The sequence below is a fragment of the Silicimonas lutimaris genome (assembly GCF_047314965.1).
In the GTDB taxonomy this organism is placed as follows: domain Bacteria; phylum Pseudomonadota; class Alphaproteobacteria; order Rhodobacterales; family Rhodobacteraceae; genus JAVJUV01.
The window spans coordinates 47,501-64,841 of record NZ_JBLBVK010000035.1; the positions used below are offsets into that span (position 1 = coordinate 47,501).

At 58.7% G+C, this 17,341-nt stretch carries 14 protein-coding genes, 1 tRNA gene and 2 rRNA genes (1 of these 17 only partly in view); 11 read left to right on the forward strand and 6 right to left on the reverse strand.

Translation table 11 applies throughout. From position 1 onward, the window contains the following. The 3 genes from ACKLNI_RS03400 to ACKLNI_RS03410 form a co-directional block, all read left to right on the forward strand. A 23S ribosomal RNA gene (locus ACKLNI_RS03400) occupies positions 1 to 2,200 on the forward strand (it extends 626 nt beyond the left edge of the window). 90 nt (positions 2,201 to 2,290) lie between these two features. Continuing rightward, positions 2,291 to 2,405: ribosomal RNA gene (gene rrf, locus ACKLNI_RS03405) — 5S ribosomal RNA — on the forward strand. A gap of 605 nt (positions 2,406 to 3,010) precedes the next feature. After that, positions 3,011 to 3,844 (forward strand): Rossmann-like and DUF2520 domain-containing protein, encoded by an 834-nt coding sequence (locus ACKLNI_RS03410; RefSeq protein ID WP_413717607.1) that lies wholly within the window; start codon positions 3,011 to 3,013, stop codon positions 3,842 to 3,844. Here ACKLNI_RS03410 and ACKLNI_RS03415 read toward each other — a convergent pair. Together ACKLNI_RS03415 and ACKLNI_RS03420 are read right to left on the reverse strand one after the other, a co-directional pair. After that, complete coding sequence (locus ACKLNI_RS03415) at positions 3,820 to 4,563, reverse strand: hypothetical protein (RefSeq protein ID WP_413717608.1); 744 nt, start codon at positions 4,561 to 4,563, stop codon at positions 3,820 to 3,822. The two genes, ACKLNI_RS03410 and ACKLNI_RS03415, sit on opposite strands and share 25 nt — an antisense overlap. Before the next feature lie 82 nt (positions 4,564 to 4,645). After that, complete coding sequence (locus ACKLNI_RS03420) at positions 4,646 to 5,581, reverse strand: phosphoadenosine phosphosulfate reductase (protein ID WP_413717610.1); 936 nt, start codon at positions 5,579 to 5,581, stop codon at positions 4,646 to 4,648. 124 nt (positions 5,582 to 5,705) lie between these two features. On the opposite strand from ACKLNI_RS03420, the gene ACKLNI_RS03425 reads away from it, so the two are divergent. The 3 genes from ACKLNI_RS03425 to ACKLNI_RS03435 all read left to right on the forward strand — a co-directional run bounded on the left by ACKLNI_RS03425 (position 5,706) and on the right by ACKLNI_RS03435 (position 7,688). Next, positions 5,706 to 6,491 carry a ThuA domain-containing protein gene (locus tag ACKLNI_RS03425; protein ID WP_413717612.1) on the forward strand — a complete coding sequence of 262 codons (786 nt, stop codon included), beginning with the start codon at positions 5,706 to 5,708 and terminating at the stop codon, positions 6,489 to 6,491. Then, positions 6,491 to 7,540, forward strand: a complete 1,050-nt coding sequence (locus tag ACKLNI_RS03430; protein WP_413717613.1) for a Gfo/Idh/MocA family protein — start codon at positions 6,491 to 6,493, stop codon at positions 7,538 to 7,540. The genes ACKLNI_RS03425 and ACKLNI_RS03430 overlap by 1 nt, the downstream gene beginning before the upstream one ends. A gap of 71 nt (positions 7,541 to 7,611) precedes the next feature. Further along, positions 7,612 to 7,688 (forward strand) — tRNA-Met (locus ACKLNI_RS03435). On the opposite strand, the gene ACKLNI_RS03440 is transcribed toward ACKLNI_RS03435, so the two are convergent. The 4 genes from ACKLNI_RS03440 to ACKLNI_RS03455 all read right to left on the reverse strand — a co-directional run bounded on the left by ACKLNI_RS03440 (position 7,645) and on the right by ACKLNI_RS03455 (position 12,455). Then, entirely contained in the window at positions 7,645 to 9,285 is a 1,641-nt protein-coding gene (locus ACKLNI_RS03440) for a recombinase family protein (RefSeq protein ID WP_413717634.1), read from the reverse strand. The genes ACKLNI_RS03435 and ACKLNI_RS03440 overlap by 44 nt on opposite strands. Further along, on the reverse strand, positions 9,282 to 10,388 hold the full coding sequence (locus ACKLNI_RS03445) for a tyrosine-type recombinase/integrase (RefSeq protein ID WP_413717614.1): 1,107 nt from the start codon (positions 10,386 to 10,388) through the stop codon (positions 9,282 to 9,284). Before ACKLNI_RS03445 ends, ACKLNI_RS03440 begins: the two co-directional genes overlap by 4 nt. Continuing rightward, positions 10,385 to 12,094 carry a hypothetical protein gene (locus tag ACKLNI_RS03450; protein WP_413717615.1) on the reverse strand — a complete coding sequence of 570 codons (1,710 nt, stop codon included), beginning with the start codon at positions 12,092 to 12,094 and terminating at the stop codon, positions 10,385 to 10,387. Before ACKLNI_RS03450 ends, ACKLNI_RS03445 begins: the two co-directional genes overlap by 4 nt. 166 nt (positions 12,095 to 12,260) lie before the next feature. Continuing rightward, positions 12,261 to 12,455: a helix-turn-helix domain-containing protein gene (locus ACKLNI_RS03455; protein WP_413717616.1), complete on the reverse strand. Its 195-nt coding sequence runs from the start codon at positions 12,453 to 12,455 to the stop codon at positions 12,261 to 12,263. Between the two features lie 803 nt (positions 12,456 to 13,258). On the opposite strand from ACKLNI_RS03455, the gene ACKLNI_RS03460 reads away from it, so the two are divergent. The 5 genes from ACKLNI_RS03460 to ACKLNI_RS03480 all read left to right on the forward strand — a co-directional run bounded on the left by ACKLNI_RS03460 (position 13,259) and on the right by ACKLNI_RS03480 (position 17,220). Beyond that, positions 13,259 to 13,603, forward strand: coding sequence for a nuclear transport factor 2 family protein (locus ACKLNI_RS03460; RefSeq protein ID WP_413717617.1), 345 nt, complete (start codon positions 13,259 to 13,261; stop codon positions 13,601 to 13,603). Between the two features lie 333 nt (positions 13,604 to 13,936). Then, positions 13,937 to 14,266, forward strand: coding sequence for a DUF1330 domain-containing protein (locus tag ACKLNI_RS03465; protein ID WP_413717618.1), 330 nt, complete (start codon positions 13,937 to 13,939; stop codon positions 14,264 to 14,266). 86 nt (positions 14,267 to 14,352) lie between these two features. Continuing rightward, positions 14,353 to 14,748 (forward strand): VOC family protein, encoded by a 396-nt coding sequence (locus ACKLNI_RS03470; protein ID WP_413717619.1) that lies wholly within the window; start codon positions 14,353 to 14,355, stop codon positions 14,746 to 14,748. 142 nt (positions 14,749 to 14,890) lie between these two features. Beyond that, the gene (locus ACKLNI_RS03475; protein WP_413717620.1) at positions 14,891 to 16,087 is read left to right on the forward strand and encodes a winged helix-turn-helix domain-containing protein; all 1,197 of its coding nucleotides are present in this window, start codon (positions 14,891 to 14,893) and stop codon (positions 16,085 to 16,087) included. 155 nt (positions 16,088 to 16,242) lie between these two features. After that, positions 16,243 to 17,220 (forward strand): NAD-dependent epimerase/dehydratase family protein, encoded by a 978-nt coding sequence (locus ACKLNI_RS03480; RefSeq protein ID WP_413717621.1) that lies wholly within the window; start codon positions 16,243 to 16,245, stop codon positions 17,218 to 17,220. Positions 17,221 to 17,341: the final 121 nt, after the last annotated feature.

A 17,341-nucleotide genomic window follows, 5' to 3' on the forward strand; every position in this document is an offset into this window, starting at 1 on the left:
AAGCCGATAGGTGTAGGCGCAGCGAAAGCGAGTCTTAATAGGGCGAATGAGTTCGTGGGATCAGACCCGAAACCGAGTGATCTAGGCATGACCAGGATGAAGGTTGGGTAACACCAACTGGAGGTCCGAACCCACACCTGTTGAAAAAGGTCGGGATGAGTTGTGCCTAGGGGTGAAAGGCCAATCAAACTCGGAGATAGCTGGTTCTCCGCGAAATCTATTTAGGTAGAGCGTCAGACGAATACCTACGGGGGTAGAGCACTGGATGGGTAATGGGGCCCCACAGGCTTACTGATCCTAACCAAACTCCGAATACCGTAGAGTACTATCTGGCAGACACACGGCGGGTGCTAACGTCCGTCGTGAAGAGGGAAACAACCCTGACCTACAGCTAAGGCCCCCAATTCATGGCTAAGTGGGAAAGCATGTGGGACGACCAAAACAACCAGGAGGTTGGCTTAGAAGCAGCCATCCTTTAAAGATAGCGTAACAGCTCACTGGTCTAAATAAGTTGTCCTGCGGCGAAGATGTAACGGGGCTCAAGCCATGAGCCGAAGCTTAGGACTGCGTATGCAGTGGTAGCGGAGCGTAGTGTGACATAATCTCATTCCTCCTTGCCGGGTTCGCCCGGATTGGAGGAGAGAGGTTTTCTGTGAAGCCGGGGCGTGAGCCATCCGGTGGAGAGATCACTAGCGAGAATGATGACATGAGTAGCGACAAACAGGGTGAGAGACCCTGTCGCCGAAAGTCCAAGGGTTCCTGCTTAAAGCTAATCTGAGCAGGGTAAGCCGACCCCTAAGGCGAGGCCGAAAGGCGTAGTCGATGGGAACCAGGTTAATATTCCTGGGCCAGGAGGATGTGACGGATCTCGAGGGTAGTTCATCCTTATCGGATTGAATGGGCTGCTTAGAGGTTCCTGGAAATAGCCCTCCATTAGATCGTACCCTAAACCGACACAGGTGGACTGGTAGAGAATACCAAGGCGCTTGAGAGAACGATGTTGAAGGAACTCGGCAAAATACCTCCGTAAGTTCGCGAGAAGGAGGCCCAGTTTCTAGGCAACTAGTGGCTGGGGGCACAAACCAGGGGGTGGCGACTGTTTACTAAAAACACAGGGCTCTGCGAAGTCGCAAGACGACGTATAGGGTCTGACGCCTGCCCGGTGCCGGAAGGTTAAATGGAGGGGTGCAAGCTCCGAAATGAAGCCCCGGTAAACGGCGGCCGTAACTATAACGGTCCTAAGGTAGCGAAATTCCTTGTCGGGTAAGTTCCGACCTGCACGAATGGCGTAACGACTTCCCCGCTGTCTCCAACATCGACTCAGCGAAATTGAATTGCCTGTCAAGATGCAGGCTTCCCGCGGTTAGACGGAAAGACCCCGTGCACCTTTACTACAGCTTCAGACTGGCATCAGGCACAACATGTGCAGGATAGGTGGTAGGCTTTGAAGCCGGGACGCTAGTCTCGGTGGAGCCATCCTTGAGATACCACCCTTGTTCTGCTTGATGTCTAACCGCGGACCGTTATCCGGTTCCGGGACCCTCTGTGGCGGGTAGTTTGACTGGGGCGGTCGCCTCCCAAAGAGTAACGGAGGCGCGCGAAGGTTGGCTCAGAGCGGTCGGAAATCGCTCGTTGAGTGCAATGGCAGAAGCCAGCCTGACTGCAAGACTGACAAGTCGAGCAGAGTCGAAAGACGGCCATAGTGATCCGGTGGTCCCGAGTGGAAGGGCCATCGCTCAACGGATAAAAGGTACGCCGGGGATAACAGGCTGATGGTGCCCAAGAGTCCATATCGACGGCACCGTTTGGCACCTCGATGTCGGCTCATCTCATCCTGGGGCTGGAGCAGGTCCCAAGGGTACGGCTGTTCGCCGTTTAAAGAGGTACGTGAGCTGGGTTTAGAACGTCGTGAGACAGTTCGGTCCCTATCTGCCGTGGGTGTAGGATACTTGAGAGGAGTTGCCCCTAGTACGAGAGGACCGGGGTGAACGATCCACTGGTGGACCTGTTGTTGCGCCAGCAGCAGTGCAGGGTAGCTATGATCGGAAAGGATAACCGCTGAAGGCATCTAAGCGGGAAGCCCCCCTCAAAACAAGGTATCCCTGAGGGCCGTAGCAGACTACTACGTCGATAGGCCGGAGATGTAAGTGCAGTAATGCATTCAGTTGACCGGTACTAATTGCCCGATAGGCTTGATTTGATCCAGAAGCAGCCAGGCTGACCCAGCCCTGGACTGGATTGATCGGAGCATACACACCGTATGCCTGACTTGGACGTGTTTCTTTCTCGGTTTGGTGGTCATAGCGCGAGCAAAACACCCGATCCCATTCCGAACTCGGCCGTTAAGTGCCGTAGCGCCGATGGTACTGCGTCTTAAGACGTGGGAGAGTAGGTCACCGCCAAACCTAGTAAGAAACACGGCTGTATCTCTCGACGATGTTTCAAAAAACGCCGCCCTTCGGGGCGGCTTTTTTGTTTGTCGTAGAGAATCCGAAGACTTTTCTTTCCGGATTTGGTGACGCTTGGTAGCGTTGCCATGCAAAGCGCCTCGTACAACAGATGACTTCCTTGACACTCAGCGTCGGCTTTATCGGTGGCGGAAAAACCACGCAGTTCGAAACACCGAAGGAACTCGGAGTTCTCTTCGGATTTCTCCGCCATTTCCGATCCGGCATACTTGAGAAGAAATGGGTCTCGTGGCAGATGTGCGTTATCGGTCGGATGTCCGGCCTGATGACTTCGCTCGCCTCGAACATCCACGGCGCAAGGTCTTCGATGACCCGCGAGCGGTTCCATCCGCTCCCAGAGCTACCCAAAAAGTCGAATCCGAGCCGGCTTTCGAAAAGTTCGGCAGGTCTACAGCCAACTTCCCCGATTTCGTTGCACATTTCGGTGCTGCGCTTCCGAGCGAGTTCGAGGGCGCGCGGATGATGGTCGAAGAGCGTGGCCTTGATCCTCGCGCCCGGAATCGCCGTTGTATGGCCCGTCGCAAGCAGAAGGACAGGCGGATATGGCAATCGTGAACATAATCGGCGCAGGCCGCGTCGGCCGCACTTTCCTTCGCCTTCTTGGCTCGCAGGTGCAGGACATCGCAAGCGCCACGCGGGCTTCGGCCGAAACAGCCGTGAAGGACGCAGGTCATGGGCGCGTGGCAGACCTGGCTGAAATGCGCCCGGCGGATATCTGGCTTTTGACGGTCCCCGACGCTCAAATCGCAGGAACAGCGCAGGCGCTTGCCGATACTCAGGCCCCTGCGGCGATCGCCATCCATTGTTCCGGCTTCCATACAGCCGACATCATGAGCCCGCTTCTGGCGAAAGGCTGGCTTCTTGCCAGTGTGCACCCGAATCTGAGCTTCGCGGCCCCTGACGTCTCTGCCGCGAGGTTTTCGGGCACGTGGTGTGGCGTGGAAGGAGATGAGGAGGCCCTGCGCGTGGTCGAGCCTTTGTTCAAGGCGCTTGATGCGAGGACTTTTCGGATCGGGACAGAGACGAAGGCTCTGTATCATGCCGCCGCCGTGATCACGAACAACTTCACGACGGTTCTTCAGGCCGTGGCGCTGGAGGCATGGGCCAAGGCCGGGGTGCCTGACGATGTCGCCCGTGATTTGAACGTGACGTTGTTGCGCTCGACGGTCGAGAACATCGAAAAGCTTGGTCCGGCAGAGGCGCTGACCGGTCCTGCCGCCCGCGGAGACCGGGAAGTGGTGACGGAGCAGGGGAAACAGGTTGCGGAGTGGCGCCCGGATGTGGGCCAACTTTACGAACTTTTGAGCAGGATGGCGGTGAATCTGAAGACCAACGGTGTGACTTCGGATGATCAGGATGTGCCGCCGCGCCAGTAATCAACGAGGATTCCAAGGCGGAATGGAAGGCTGTCCTTTCGCTCGGAGAGCTGGCGGATCGTCATCCGCCGCCGCCGGACGACGGCGCGGGCGACCCGATAGTCGAATCGCCGTTTCCGTTCCAGCCACGAGGCGGGCAGGACACGCCTGAGGAGCCGCCAAGCCCAGGACAGCTGGAAGAAGGCCACGGCCTTGAAGGCCATTTTCTGAACGCTGACCCAGATCATGCGCCAGAAGGCCGCCGCTGCAGCCGCGAACCAGAGCGGCAGCTTCACCGAAAACAGGATCAGCCAAAGCCCGAGAGACGTGACCGAGAGCGCCAGTGTCGTTAAGAGAATGGCCAGCGCGGCGATGACTTTCTCGGCCGGATGAAGGCCGCGATACCAGCGCATCAGTCGAAGATAACGCTTTGAAATCATTGCACGATATTCACCTATCCAGGCCGCCATCCGACGCAGCGCCGCCTTTCCGAGCAAGAGAGGCAGAAGGGTTGTGGTCAGCCATTTCTTGATCAGTTCGAATTGGAAAAACGCGGATGCATGGGTTTTCAACCAGGCGAGGATCAGGGGTAATTCGACCATCGCCAGCTTTTTCCAGATCACTTTTATCTGGGTCAGGATCAGTCCCAGGGCGATCAATACTTCGTGCCCGAAATAGAGCGTTGCGGCGACAGACAGGCCGATGGCCGTCACAAGGAGGGCTAGTGGACGAAGAAACATCGTCCCACCGATATGGCGACCACCCGGCTCGACGCAAGCCGACGTTTTAAGCCAGGATACTTTCCGGAAGTGTGCGATGCAGTCAGGCCCCGTCCTGCGGCATCTGAGCGAGCGCCGCCTTCATCGCCTGCCGGAAGCGCGGGGCGCCGCGCCTGGCAAGGATAGCGCGGCAGAGCCTGACCACCAGTTCGGGGCGCTCCGCTTCCTGTAGGCGGGACAGCATCGCGCGCTGGTATTTCATGTCGTCGCGGCGTTTGCGAAGATGGGTATAGAAACCGGCCGGCGTCAGCGTGCCGTCGACGCATTCTTGGATGATGGGTTTCAACACGTTGAGGCGGACCCAAATGGAGGCGATCCTGTGGCCGAAGTAGCGGCACCGGAACTTCATCACGTTGTTGTTCGTGAAGAGCGCGGCATGCATCGCGTCGAGCGGCGCGAGTGGATCGTAGAAAAGGAACACATTTCTCGCACTGGCGGCCATCTCCGGGCCATACGCGTAGCGGGTGTTGAAATCGCGCCGCCACGCTTTCCGGTACCGGGTTTCCCAAGGAGCTGTCTCTCGCGAAAGCGTGGCTTGGGGGCTGATCAGGATCACCGTCGCGTCCGGCGCGGCCGATGAAAAGGTCGCCGCAGCGTAGCCACCCATCGAGGCGCCGTAGAAGATCACCCGCCTGAATCTTGCGAAGAAGCCGCTGTCGCGAAGTTCGTCGAAGAAATCATATACCGCATCGTCGCGATACCATGTCCACCCGTGGGCCATCATGCCAAGCATGGACCAACCGTTCGCTTCGACGAAACTGTAGCCCCAGGGCATGCGGTCCGTTCCGCGCTCATAGATGTGGTCGAGGTTCTCGAATGTCACAATCAGCGTGTCGCCGCGCTCGACGTAAAGCGCCGAGTGCTCGGAGCCAAGACTGCAGAAAAATCCCTCTTTCGCGCCGATCGCGTCAAGTTGCGCGCGCCACTCTTCCGGGCTGATTTCGTCTGCCGGTTCTGTGCCGTCCACGTCTCGTGGCATACCTGCGCCGCCTTCTGCTCGGGTTCCAGTGTCGCTGGCGCGGAGCGTGAATTCAAGGGTGCTTGACCCCGTTGACGGCGGCTTGCGAATAGCGGAGCGTCATCGAAATCAAGGGAGGCTGTCCGTGACGATACGTGTGGTGGTGTGGGGCGAGAACGTCCACGAGCAAACCAATGCGGTGGTTCGGGGGATTTACCCGAACGGCATGCATGCCTGTATTGCCGATGCGCTGAACGAGCATGCCGCGATCGACGCCGGGACCGCCACCTTGCAGGAAGCCGAGCATGGCCTGCCGCAGGCGCGGCTGGACGAGACCAATGTGCTGCTGTGGTGGGGGCATGCGGCCCATGGCGATGTCGATGACGCGGTTGTCGAGCGTGTGGCCGAGGCCGTCTGGTCCGGCATGGGGTTGATCGTCCTGCATTCGGGTCATTTCTCTAAGATTTTCAAACGATTGATGGGGACGCCCTGCAACTTGTCCTGGCGCGAGGCGGGTGAACGCGAGCGGATCTGGGTCACTGCGCCGAACCACCCAATTACAGCCGGGCTGCCGCAGTTCTTCGAGCTGGAGAGCGAGGAAATGTACGGCGAGCCCTTCGGCATTCCCGAGCCGGACGAGACGGTGATGATCGGCTGGTTCCAGGGGGGCGAGGTGTTCCGCTCGGGCGTCACATACCGGCGCGGGGCAGGGCGCGTGTTCTATTTCCAGCCCGGGCACGAGACCTATCCGACCTATCACGATCCAATGGTCCGGCAGGTTCTGCGGAATGCCGTACTCTGGGCGTACAACGGCGAACCGCGTCTGACCGCCGTGACCGATGCGCCGAACCGGCCCGTGGAGAAAGCTCCCGAGAAGATCACCGCGCGCGGCCCGAGGCTTCACGCGGACGGCGAGGAAGGGTTCCGCTGATGCGGCTTCTGATCCTCGGCACGGGCGCAATGGCGAACACACATGCGACAGCCTTCGGCGGTATCGACGGTGTCAGGCTGGCGGGCTGTGTGGATATCGACAGGACGCGGGCCGAGGCCTTTGCGGCGCGTCACGGAATTGACCTGGTCTTCGACACGTTGACCGATGCACTTTCCAGTGGAGGTTTCGACGCCATCGCGAATGTCACCCCCGATGCGCTTCATTTTCGCACATCCATGGAGGCAATGGCAGCAGGGTTGCATGTCTTTTGCGAAAAGCCTCTTGCCGTGACCCACGGCGATGCGCGCCACATGACGGAGGCCGCGGCACAAGCCGGTTTGATTAACGGCGTCAACCTGACCTATCGCAACGTGGCCGCGCTTCAACGGGCGCGCGAAATCATCGGACAGGGAGAAATCGGCGAGGTCCGTCATTTTGAGGCATCCTACCTGCAGAGCTGGCTGACCCAGCCTGCCTGGGGTGACTGGGCGACCGAAGAGAAATGGTTGTGGCGGTTGTCGAGCAAGCATGGCTCGACCGGGGTTCTGGGGGATGTCGGAGTCCACATCTTCGACTTCGCCACCTATGCCATTGGCAGCGACATCCGCACCATCACCGCACACCTCAAGACCTTTCCTAAGGCGCCGGGCGACCGGATCGGAGAATACGATCTTGATGCCAATGACAGCATGTTGATGACGGCAGAGCTGGGCTCGGGGGCATCCGGTGTCATTCATGCGTCGCGTTTCGCGACCGGGCATCTGAATGACCTGCATCTTCAGGTTTTCGGAACACATGGTGGGCTTGAGATCACGAACAGGGGTGACCTGGGCAGTATCCGGATTTGCAGCGGCGCAGAACGGGAAACCGCAACGTGGCGCGATCTGCCGCTCTCGCCGGTCGTGACGAACTATCAGCGCTTCGCCGAAGCGGTCCGAACGGGGCGGCCCATGAAGCCGGATTTCGCGACGGCGACGCGGCTTCAGGCCGTCATCGACGCAGCATTCGAAGCCCACAGGGTCATTCCCCGCACGGAAATTGCAAGTTGATAGAAATGCCGGAATTTTTGCCGCGCGGCTCTTGAAGCCCGGAGCAATGACGGATACATGCACGGCATTGGCGCGGGGTGGAGCAGCCCGGTAGCTCGTCAGGCTCATAACCTGAAGGTCGTAGGTTCAAATCCTACCCCCGCAACCAACAAGACCCTACCAACGCCGCCCTCAGCCGAGGCGGCTTTTTTTGTTTCTTCACAGGCATACTCCAGGATATTTGCGAGTGTACCAACAAGGATGACATCGGGCATTCCGCGTTTCTCGCCTCGGCAACCTTCGATGTGGTCTATCAATGAGCGGACAATTTCCATGGCCTGCTGGCGCGACGCGTCGTCGGTGAACAGAATTTGGAGTTCCTTTACCTTGCGGCGATAGTGATCCGCGATGTTCGGGTGGAGCACGACTGTTGACAACGAGCCAGCCTCTCTCAGTTGCCGTTCTAGGGCCCTCTTGCGGTTCTCCAGTTCCTTGAGCGACTCCCGGACGGTGCCCGGATCGCCGTCGCCGTCGGTAATGTAGGCGAGGCAGCGATCAATACCGCGTTGCACCTTGGCCAATTCCTTTTGCAGCCGTAAGCCGTCGTTTGTTCTGGAACACCGGAGCCGTTCAACTTCCTCCTGGTATGCGGTTGCGAATTCTTCAACCAAGTCTTGCCGGCCGTGCAAGATCTCCCGAAGGCCATCGAGCACGCGTTTCTCTAGTTCAGCGGCTTTGATGCCCACCGGGCTGGAGCAGGTGCCACGTTCCCGCTTCGCGGAGCAGGAGTAGCGCTCGCGGTTGATTATGGTCATGTTGCTACCACAGGCGCCGCAGCGAACGAGGCCGGACAGCAGCCGCTTCTTTGTCTGACGGCGGTTGCCCCGGAGCGAGCTGTAGCGTTCCTTGATGACTTGTACTGATTCCCACCTCTCTTCGTCGATGATCCGCAGATGCGGGACCTCGGTCGTGACCCATTCCGATTCCGGGTTTGGCCGGGACAATCGCTTTCCGGTCTCGGGGTCTTTCAGGAAGGCCTGGCGATTGTAGATGATGCGGCCCCGATAGAGCTCATTATTGAGGATACCGTTCCGGCGCTGACGGCTGCCGTTGATCGTCGAGGCGTTCCAGAGCCCGCCACGTGGGCTCGGAATGCCCTCTTCGTTCAGGCGGGAGGCCATCTTGCGCGGAGCTAAGCCGTCGGCGTACTCCCTGAAGATGCGGCGAACGATTGCTGCTTCCGCCGCATGGATGATGCGCTCGCCGGTCGTAACGGAGCCATCGTCTTGCATGGTCCGAACCATCTCATAGCCATAGCTGTTGCCTCCCGGGATCTTGCCGGCCTCGACTCTGCCGCGCTGGCCGCGACGGGTCTTTTGCGCCAGGTCTTTCAGAAAGAGCGCATTCATGGTGCCCTTGAGGCCAATGTGCAGTTCGCTGATCTCTCCCTCTGCGAGGGTGATGATGCGGACACCCGCATGGTTCAAGCGTTTGAAGATGGCAGCGATGTCCTCCTGATCACGGCTGATCCGGTCGAGCGCTTCGGCCACAACGAGCTCGAACTCGCCTGACCGAGCATGTTCAAGAAGGCTAAGCATGCCCGGTCGGTTCTTTAGGAATCCACCGCTGATCGCGGAGTCGCTGAAAACCTCGGCAATGCGGAACCCTTCAGAGCCCGCCCGTTCGCGACACAGCCTGACCTGATCCTCGATCGATGCCTCGCTCTGCATATCGGAGGAGTAGCGTGCGTAGATTGCGGCTCTCATGGCATGTCCTTTCGCGCTGTCGGTCGGACTTGGTGCGGTGGATGCTTGCGCCGCAGTGACATCAAAGACGCCTGCAGTTTGCGCCCGGCATCGATCTGCTGGGCCTGGATGTAATGCTGCTCAGTGGTGCGTGGGTCAGTGTGGCCGAGGATGGGAGGCGCGATACCGATATGTTTCGGATCTTCGACGGCCACAGAGGTCACCGCGCAATCGCGGAAGAGATGCGGATTGATTGGTCGACCGAAGGCTCGCTTGGTGGTTCGCGTGATGGCCTCGTAGACGTTGTCCTCGCGCATAGGGTCTCCGCACTGCGTGATCCAGAGCCTGCCGCTGTCACTTCCTTGCAGGAGCTGCGGGCGAACCACATCGAAGTAGTGCTTGAGATAGGGGACGAGGCAATCGGGTACCGGGACCTCCACGGGTTTCCGCGCCTTCATCTCCGAGGCTCCGAACCGCAACTCGTAGCCTACCGATGTGGACACCAGGTTTGAGCCAATCTCGATCCCCGTGAGGTTCCTCAGACGCATCGTGGGGCAGGCGATTAGGAGCGCGACCATCAGCGCGTCGCGGAAGCGAGAAGGCCCGTGACGAGACGGTGGGTTTGCGATCAGGTCGTCCATTAAGCCAATCGCCCAAGCCAGGATCTCGGCGGCCGGGCGGAGCCGGATATGCTTGTTCTTGGTGGCAACAACGCGGGTCTCTAGCGCGCCGACGATCCATCGAAGCCACTGCCAATCATCCTCAGGTGCAATGGCCTTGGCGACCGCCAGCAGTTCCGCCAGGCGGCCCCAGACAGTCCATGGGGCCACCTGATCCTGCAGTTCCTCCAGATAGCGCCGGATTGCGTCGCGCGTGATCCTGTCCGGAGCTGACTCTGCTGGATCAAAGCGTCCTGACCCGATGACGAAGGTGAGCCAGCGGCCGTAACCCTTGCGGTATTTCTCGCGGGTGTCTGCACACCAATGGTGACCCGGGCCAACAGTCCCATCCAGTAGATCCCCCGGCGCAAGAGCGGCCCCCCAGGCTAGGCGGTCCGGCTCCGGCCAGGCGTGCAGCGGTAGGCACCGCCGGGTTGGATCTTCGAAAGGCAGGAGCTCGGTCATACCGCACCCTTTCCACGCGCATTTGCGACGGAGGCCTGGTAGTGCATCAACGCCGAACGGCGTTCGAACTGCGCATAAGACCTCATAGCAGTCCTGAGCGAGTCGTTGAGGACGTAGGCCAGCGTCGTGACGTCGCCCGGTTGCTTGAGGCTGTGGATTTTGCCTGCAATGCTGCGGAAGAGATGCGCATTGATCGTTAGGCCGGTGTGCTCGAGGATCATCTCTTTGACGAGCCGCGACGGTCCACTCGAAGCTTTCAGACCACCGTTCATCGCCGGGAAGAGGAAGTCCGAGGTCTCACCAAGAAGATGTGGCCGCGCCGTTTTGACATAGAGGTCCAGAAGCGCTGTCGCCTCTAGTCCCAACTCATAATCGAGCGCCTTGCTGTTCTTCACCTCTTCGGCGGGGATATTGATGAGCGTGCGGCTCCGACGACCTTTCTGCACACGGCGCATGTGGTTGATCAGGTTGAGCGAGGACAAGTTGCCTGGTCGCATCGGCGCATTCAGAAGTATCTCTACCACGAGCGCCGCCTGCATCATCAACGCGGCATTGCGTGGCCGTGTGGCGATGGTTTTCTCGGCCTTGGTTACCAGCGCCTGGGGCAGGTGCGACAGCTTCGCCAAGTTGGCTGGATCGTCGAGTTGCAGAAGGCGCTGTCGGTTCTTTTCCCGCAGCCCGTCGGCATCACGCCCGAGGCGACCAACGATGCGTTTGATCTCGGCGAGGTCTTCGTCTGGCAACTGCACGTGATGGCGTGCGATCGCTTGAAGCCCCACGGCCACGCCCTTGATTGCCTCGGTCGGCTTGTCGCCGAAGCGACCCATCATCCATCTTAGAGCCGTCCTGAGGTTTTCCAGTTCCACCAGCACAGCGAGACTGGCGATCTTATCGATCGGCTTGCCGGAACGAACCAGGGCGGAGGCCACCATACGAATCTGGAACCGGCGATGACCGATGGTCTTGGGACGCAGAGGCTTTGGTGGACCACTGCCGTCCAGGAGATCCGGGTTCGCCAGCCGGTCTGTCCAGCGATCAACATCTTCCAGAAAGGAAACCGGGAAGGCCTCGAAGGGAATGGTCCAAGGTTCTTTCTTCCGCGGCGGTGGCGCCAGGTGAACCTGTGGCCAGTCAGCAATCTGGTCCTTCAAGCGGTTCCAGGTCTTCACCGCGTTGGCGACCACGGCTCCTGGCTTGTTTTTGAAGCTCTCCTCAATCAGGGCTGTGCGCAGATCGCGGACGTGATCATCTGATACATCTGCAGGGGCCACCTCAAGCGCAGAACAGAACTGAGCGAGCTGGGTCAACTTCCACCGATCATGCTTGTCAGCAACCATCTCCAGCAGCTTGGCCCATTCCGGGCTCGGCGCTCTCAGCCAGTCATTGCGCTCCCGCGATGCGCCCGTCAGTTTCAGGGCCTTCAGCGCGCCGCTCTTGATATTCTGGAAACGCTTCTTGGTGATCCCGTGCTGGGCCGGGTGAACCCGCCGCAGCCGGACATGCAGCCAGTTGATGTTCGCTGGGGTGGTTTCGAGATTTCCGCCGACCAGACGGGCAATGGCCTGGATATCCGATTTGAGATCCCTGCGCCGAGTGGGCGACAGGTCATCGACCCGATCAAGGCGCTCGATCACGTCGCCAAGAAAGAGTTGTTCCTCAGAAACGAAGGTACTCCGCTTCGGCTTCTTGTTACTTGTACCAGTCATCGGGATACCTTTCTCGTAGCTATTGCGTCCCTCGGGTGGACACGGGTGGCCAGCGCCGCCCTCTCGGGAAGCCGTAACACAAAAATCCGGGACGGATTGCGCGGGCACGTCTTCCCGACGTTCGGATAAAGCCCTGACAACATTGAACATCTGTGGACAGCTCTGGTCATCGCACCAACCGGTCGCGAACGAAGTCATCGAGATCCCTGGGACGGATCCGCCATTGGTTGCCGAGCTTGGCGGCTGGCAACTCTCCTTTTGCGATCCAGCGGCGGACGGTCTTCTCTGAGACCCGTAGTATGTCCTTCACTTCAGGGATCGTGAGCAGCCGCACCGGTGTCTTTTGGAGGCTATTCGACACAACGACCTCCTTCACCTGGCAGTGAGGATTGAAGGCGGTTCCTCGATGGAGGAATTGCTTCCAGCGCCTCGCGTGCTGCGGCTCTCGCCAACAGTCGAACAAGCGCACGCAAGGCCTCACCTGTTTGTTCTGGTGGGCTCGTGAGCCCATAGTCCTCGGTCCCTCGGCCGGAACATGAGATAGACAAAGCGACCTCCGTCACTCAAATGAGTGTCGCGATCATCCATCTCAGTGGCGAATGGACCGTTCCGTCTCGGCTTCGGGGTAAGCCCTCTTGGGCATTGCTTTCCCGCTACTGAAGCTCGGCGTAGACCGGTCGGCTTGGGCAGTTCTAGCGACGTATACCCTCAGCCCTCCAGCGCTTTTTTTGTGCCCCTCAGCTTGGCCAAGGAGCGCGCTGGTCTTCCCCATATACGAAAACCCTACAACATACGGGCAAGTCAAGGAAAATCGCACCACATCTGGTGGCAAGATGCCGTTGCCTTGGACAACAGAGGCCAATGGCGGCCAAGCATGGCCAAGCAGACATCTGACGAAAAGACTCAGAAGACCGCCTAGAGCCCGTTGCGGTCTTTGCGGAGGCTTGACTGGATGAGGGCCGCAATAGGCCAACTCAGATTTCCATATCGCGAGCCTTGTGATCAAAATTTTGGGAAATTCCACTTGTGTGGTACCATCGCCTCCATTGCGGTCGAGAAGACCGGAGACACACGGGGGGTAAATCAATGAGGACTATAATTGGAAACGCGGCTTTCGCCGTGTCTTTGGCGGTTGCCACGCAAGCTCTTGCTGGCAGTCACGCAATGTCGACGGAAGAGGTTTTAAACAAGCACCTGACCGCCTTCGGCGCGGGCGACGTGGACGCTCTGATGGAGGACTACTCCGAGGATAGCGTCATTATTCTGCAGTCTGGTGCCCTGGAAGGCCCGGACGCGATACGGGCGCTTTTCGAGGCACTTGTTGCTGAGTTCTCCAAGCCGGGGATGACCTTTTCGCTCGATGCCACTCATATAAGCGGCGAAGTGGCGTTTATCGTTTGGCATGCTGAAACGGCCGACAACGTATATGAATACGCGACTGACACCTTCGTCATCGAAGACGGAAAGATTCAGACACAAACTGTAGCCTTCGCCGCGACCCCCAAATAGTCATGCGGCATGCGGTTACAGCCGCAATATTGGCGGGGGCCCTGGGCTGGGCCCCTGCTTACGTTGCGAGGCCATTATTGGTGGCAGAGACTGCGTAATCGCTTAGATGGCAAAGATACTTCAATGATAACTACTTTCGGTTAGGACCAGCATCCGCTGTGTCCGCAAATCAGATATTCGAGAATGCGTCAGGCGTGCGCGCCTGGTTGAACTGGTCAGATGTCCGATCTGAGCCTCGAGCCGATATCGCAAATGTTGTGCAGACACGGAGCACACTTCCGGGTAGCGTAGAACTCCTAGTTATGAACAATGAAACAATAAGGGGGAGGGAAGATGACAGTCTTCTTGATAGCTGATGTAAAGGTCACCGACGACGCCTGGATACCAGAGTATGCGAGCAAAGTTCACGATATCGTTGCGAAGCACGGCGGCAAGTATCTGTCGCGGAGTGGGAACATCGACACGATTGAGGGTGAGGGCCTCGACACCACACTGATCGCCCTCATTCAATTTCCTTCGCGCGAGGCTTTGGATGCATTTGCAAACGACCCTGAGTACGCTCCTTTTGGAAAGGCACGGCAAGCCGGCAGTATTAGTCGGTTCCATGTTATCGATGACACCGATCTCGCAGGAGCAATTCCTTATCTTCCAGCGGCGGGCTAAGTGCCGGGCCTCCAATTAGTTAAGTCCAAACATGTCTCGGGGGCTTTGATGTCCTCGAGACACCTATGATCCTAGGGACACCGCGAATGGCCAAAGCAATTCACAGCATGATCCGTGTGCTGGAGAGTGAGAGGTCACTGGACTTCTACAAGAGGGCGTTTGGCCTGGAAGTCGCGGACATTTTCGATTTTGAGAGCTTCACTCTGATCTACCTGTCCAACCAAGAAACCGAGTTCGAGCTCGAACTGACCGTGAACAAAGGGTACGAAGGTTCCTACGACCTTGGAAACGGATATGGCCATATTGCTTTCAGCGTCGACGATATCGAAGTGGAGCACGAAAGGCTTTCATCGCTGGGGTTCAAACCTGGTGACGTTAAATCGTTGGCTCACGAGGGTAAGAAGCTCGCAACCTTTTTCTTTTTGGAAGACCCCGACGGCTACAAAATCGAGATCCTCCAGCGCGAGGGTCGCTACCTCTAGGATTTTCAATTAGTAGCCTTATAGCAGGAATCCGACGACGGCTCTGTCCGCGCAGCGGTCATCGGGCAGTTTCAGCGAAGTGGCTGCTTCAGGCCGAAGCGGGCGTTGAAAATTCGCCGCCGCCATGGCGATATGGTGCATCATGAAACGCCCATTCTTGGATAACTCACGTGCAAGACGCCTTTTTCTGGACAGGCATTTGTTGCTGCATCCCGGAGCTGGGCCTGGTTGTGGCGCTGATCTCGACGACGTGCTTCGGGACATGGGTTTTGTGCAAGTCGACAGCGTCAACACGCTCGCTCGCGCACACGACATGATCCTATGGTCGCGCCGTGGCCAATACCGACCGAAGTCCCTCGAACACCTTGTCTCCCGCCATCGGACGGCATTCGAGCACTGGACGCATGACGCCGCGGTCATCCCGATGCAATTCTATCCAATGTGGCGCCTGAAGTTCGCCCGTGATGAAATGCGGATGCGGGCGCGCTGGCCACAGGGGCGTCGCTCTGGCTGGGAAGCCGAAATCGAAGCCGTACACCGCCACATCGCCGACTACGGTCCTGCATGTTCGCTCGATGTTGGCGACGGCGAAAAGAAGTCATCGTCCGGCTGGTGGGACTGGCATCCGTCCAAAACGGCTCTCGAATTCCTGTGGCGATCAGGACAATTGGCTGTCTGCCACCGTCAGGGTTTCCGAAAGTTCTACGACTTGGTCGATCGGGTGATACCGGCAGAGCATCTGAATGATCGTAGAGACGCTCGCGAAATCGTCGATTGGGCCATGTCTGCGGCGCTTGAGCGTCTGGGGTTCGGCACTAGCGGAGAATTGGCCGCCTTCTTCGACATCGTCACGCGAGACGAAGCGAGGGCCTGGTGTGCAGAAGCGATGTCCACTGGGCGCGTTCTCGAGGCAGATTTTGAGATGGCCGACGGTTCCCTTCGCCGCAGCTACACGACCGAGAGGGCTCTCGAGTGCTCCGCTAGGCTGCCCGAGCCGTCCGCGCGTGTCCGCCTGCTGTCCCCGTTTGATCCCGCCTTGCGCGACCGGGCCCGCGCCGAACGTCTGTTTGGCTTCCATTACCGGATCGAGATATTCGTCCCCGAGGCCAAGCGACAGTATGGGTACTATGTCTTTCCCGTGCTGCAAGGCGACCGAATCATCGGACGGCTTGATGCAAAGCGTGCTGGCCGCACGCTGATCGCGCGCGCATTTTGGCCAGAGGCAGGCGTGCGTATGGGAAAAGCGCGTTCCTCCGGCCTCGAAGCAGAACTAAGTCGCATCAAAACGCTCGCCGGAGTTGATGATATCGAGTTTGTGAGCGGGTGGAAGCGCTTGTGACCGCCAGACTAGGGTCGTTTGCGGCTTTAGAGTAAAAGCGGCGTGGCATGGACAGCGCGGTATCCTTGCACTGGCGATGACTAGGTTGCTGGCGTGTATCTTTTCGGAAACTATCGATTTAGCCAACCTGGCCAACGATTGTCTGGAGAGCTCTAATGGACTTTTTGACCGACCCTTTTTTGGTGCCAAAGGATCGCTTTGGTGGACCGGTTCTGGTAACCGGCGCGGGTGGTTGCATCGGCGCGTGGGTCGTGTCGATCTTGACGCGCTCCGGCGTGCGTTGCCTCGCCACCGATGTGCTCGACAACCGCGCCAGACCTTCCTTGATCCTGGGCGAGGACGCCTCCGCCACTCTCGATTGGGCAACTTGTGACGTCACAGACGGCACGGCCGTCAGGTCATTGGTCGACCGGTGTGGGATACAAGCGATCATCCACCTCGCCGGGCTACAAGTGCCATTCTGCGCTGCGAATCCGGCGCTTGGAGCAAGGGTAAATGTGGAAGGCACAATTAACATTCTGGAGGCAGCGCGTAAGGCCGGGATCAAGCGCACCGCCTATGCCTCTTCGGTGGCAGCCTTAGGATTGCCCTCAGGAGGCCCATACAAAGCGACACTCTATGGCGCATACAAGCTCGCTAACGAGCAAACCGCTCGCATCTATTGGGATGACTGGGGCGTACCCTCGATCGGATTAAGACCGAATGTCGTCTATGGAGTTGCGCGAGACCAGGGCATGAGCTCGCTCAACACCTTGGCGATCCAAGCCGCGGTGCTGGGGCAAGCGTTCGAGATTCCTTACACCGGGCCCTATAGTTGGCTCTACGCTGGTGAAGCCGCCGCGGCCTTTATCTCTGCAGCCTCCCAAGATGGTGCCGGCGCCCCGGTCTTTGATCTCAACGGGCGCTGCGAAACCATCGAGCGCGGTTTATCGATCCTGCGGCGGATTGAGAACTCTGCTGAAGTGAGTGCGTCCGGCGACCAGTTCCCCTTCCCCGCGGACCTCGACGAGACCCCCTTGCGCGCTCACGTCCCGGCCTATCCAGAGGTAAGCCTTGAAGATGGAATTGGAGCAACGCATCGCGCGTTCAAGCAGCTCGCAGCTGAGAACCGTCTGCCGCCGCTGACTGCGTAGACATGCCAGCGAAACTCTGGGTGCGATACACTTCTTCGGACGTCCCCCGACGGCGCCCATACAGTGTCAGCATCTACCAGAATGGGGCGATGGAATCATCGGCCAAGAGCGAAGCCCCAGG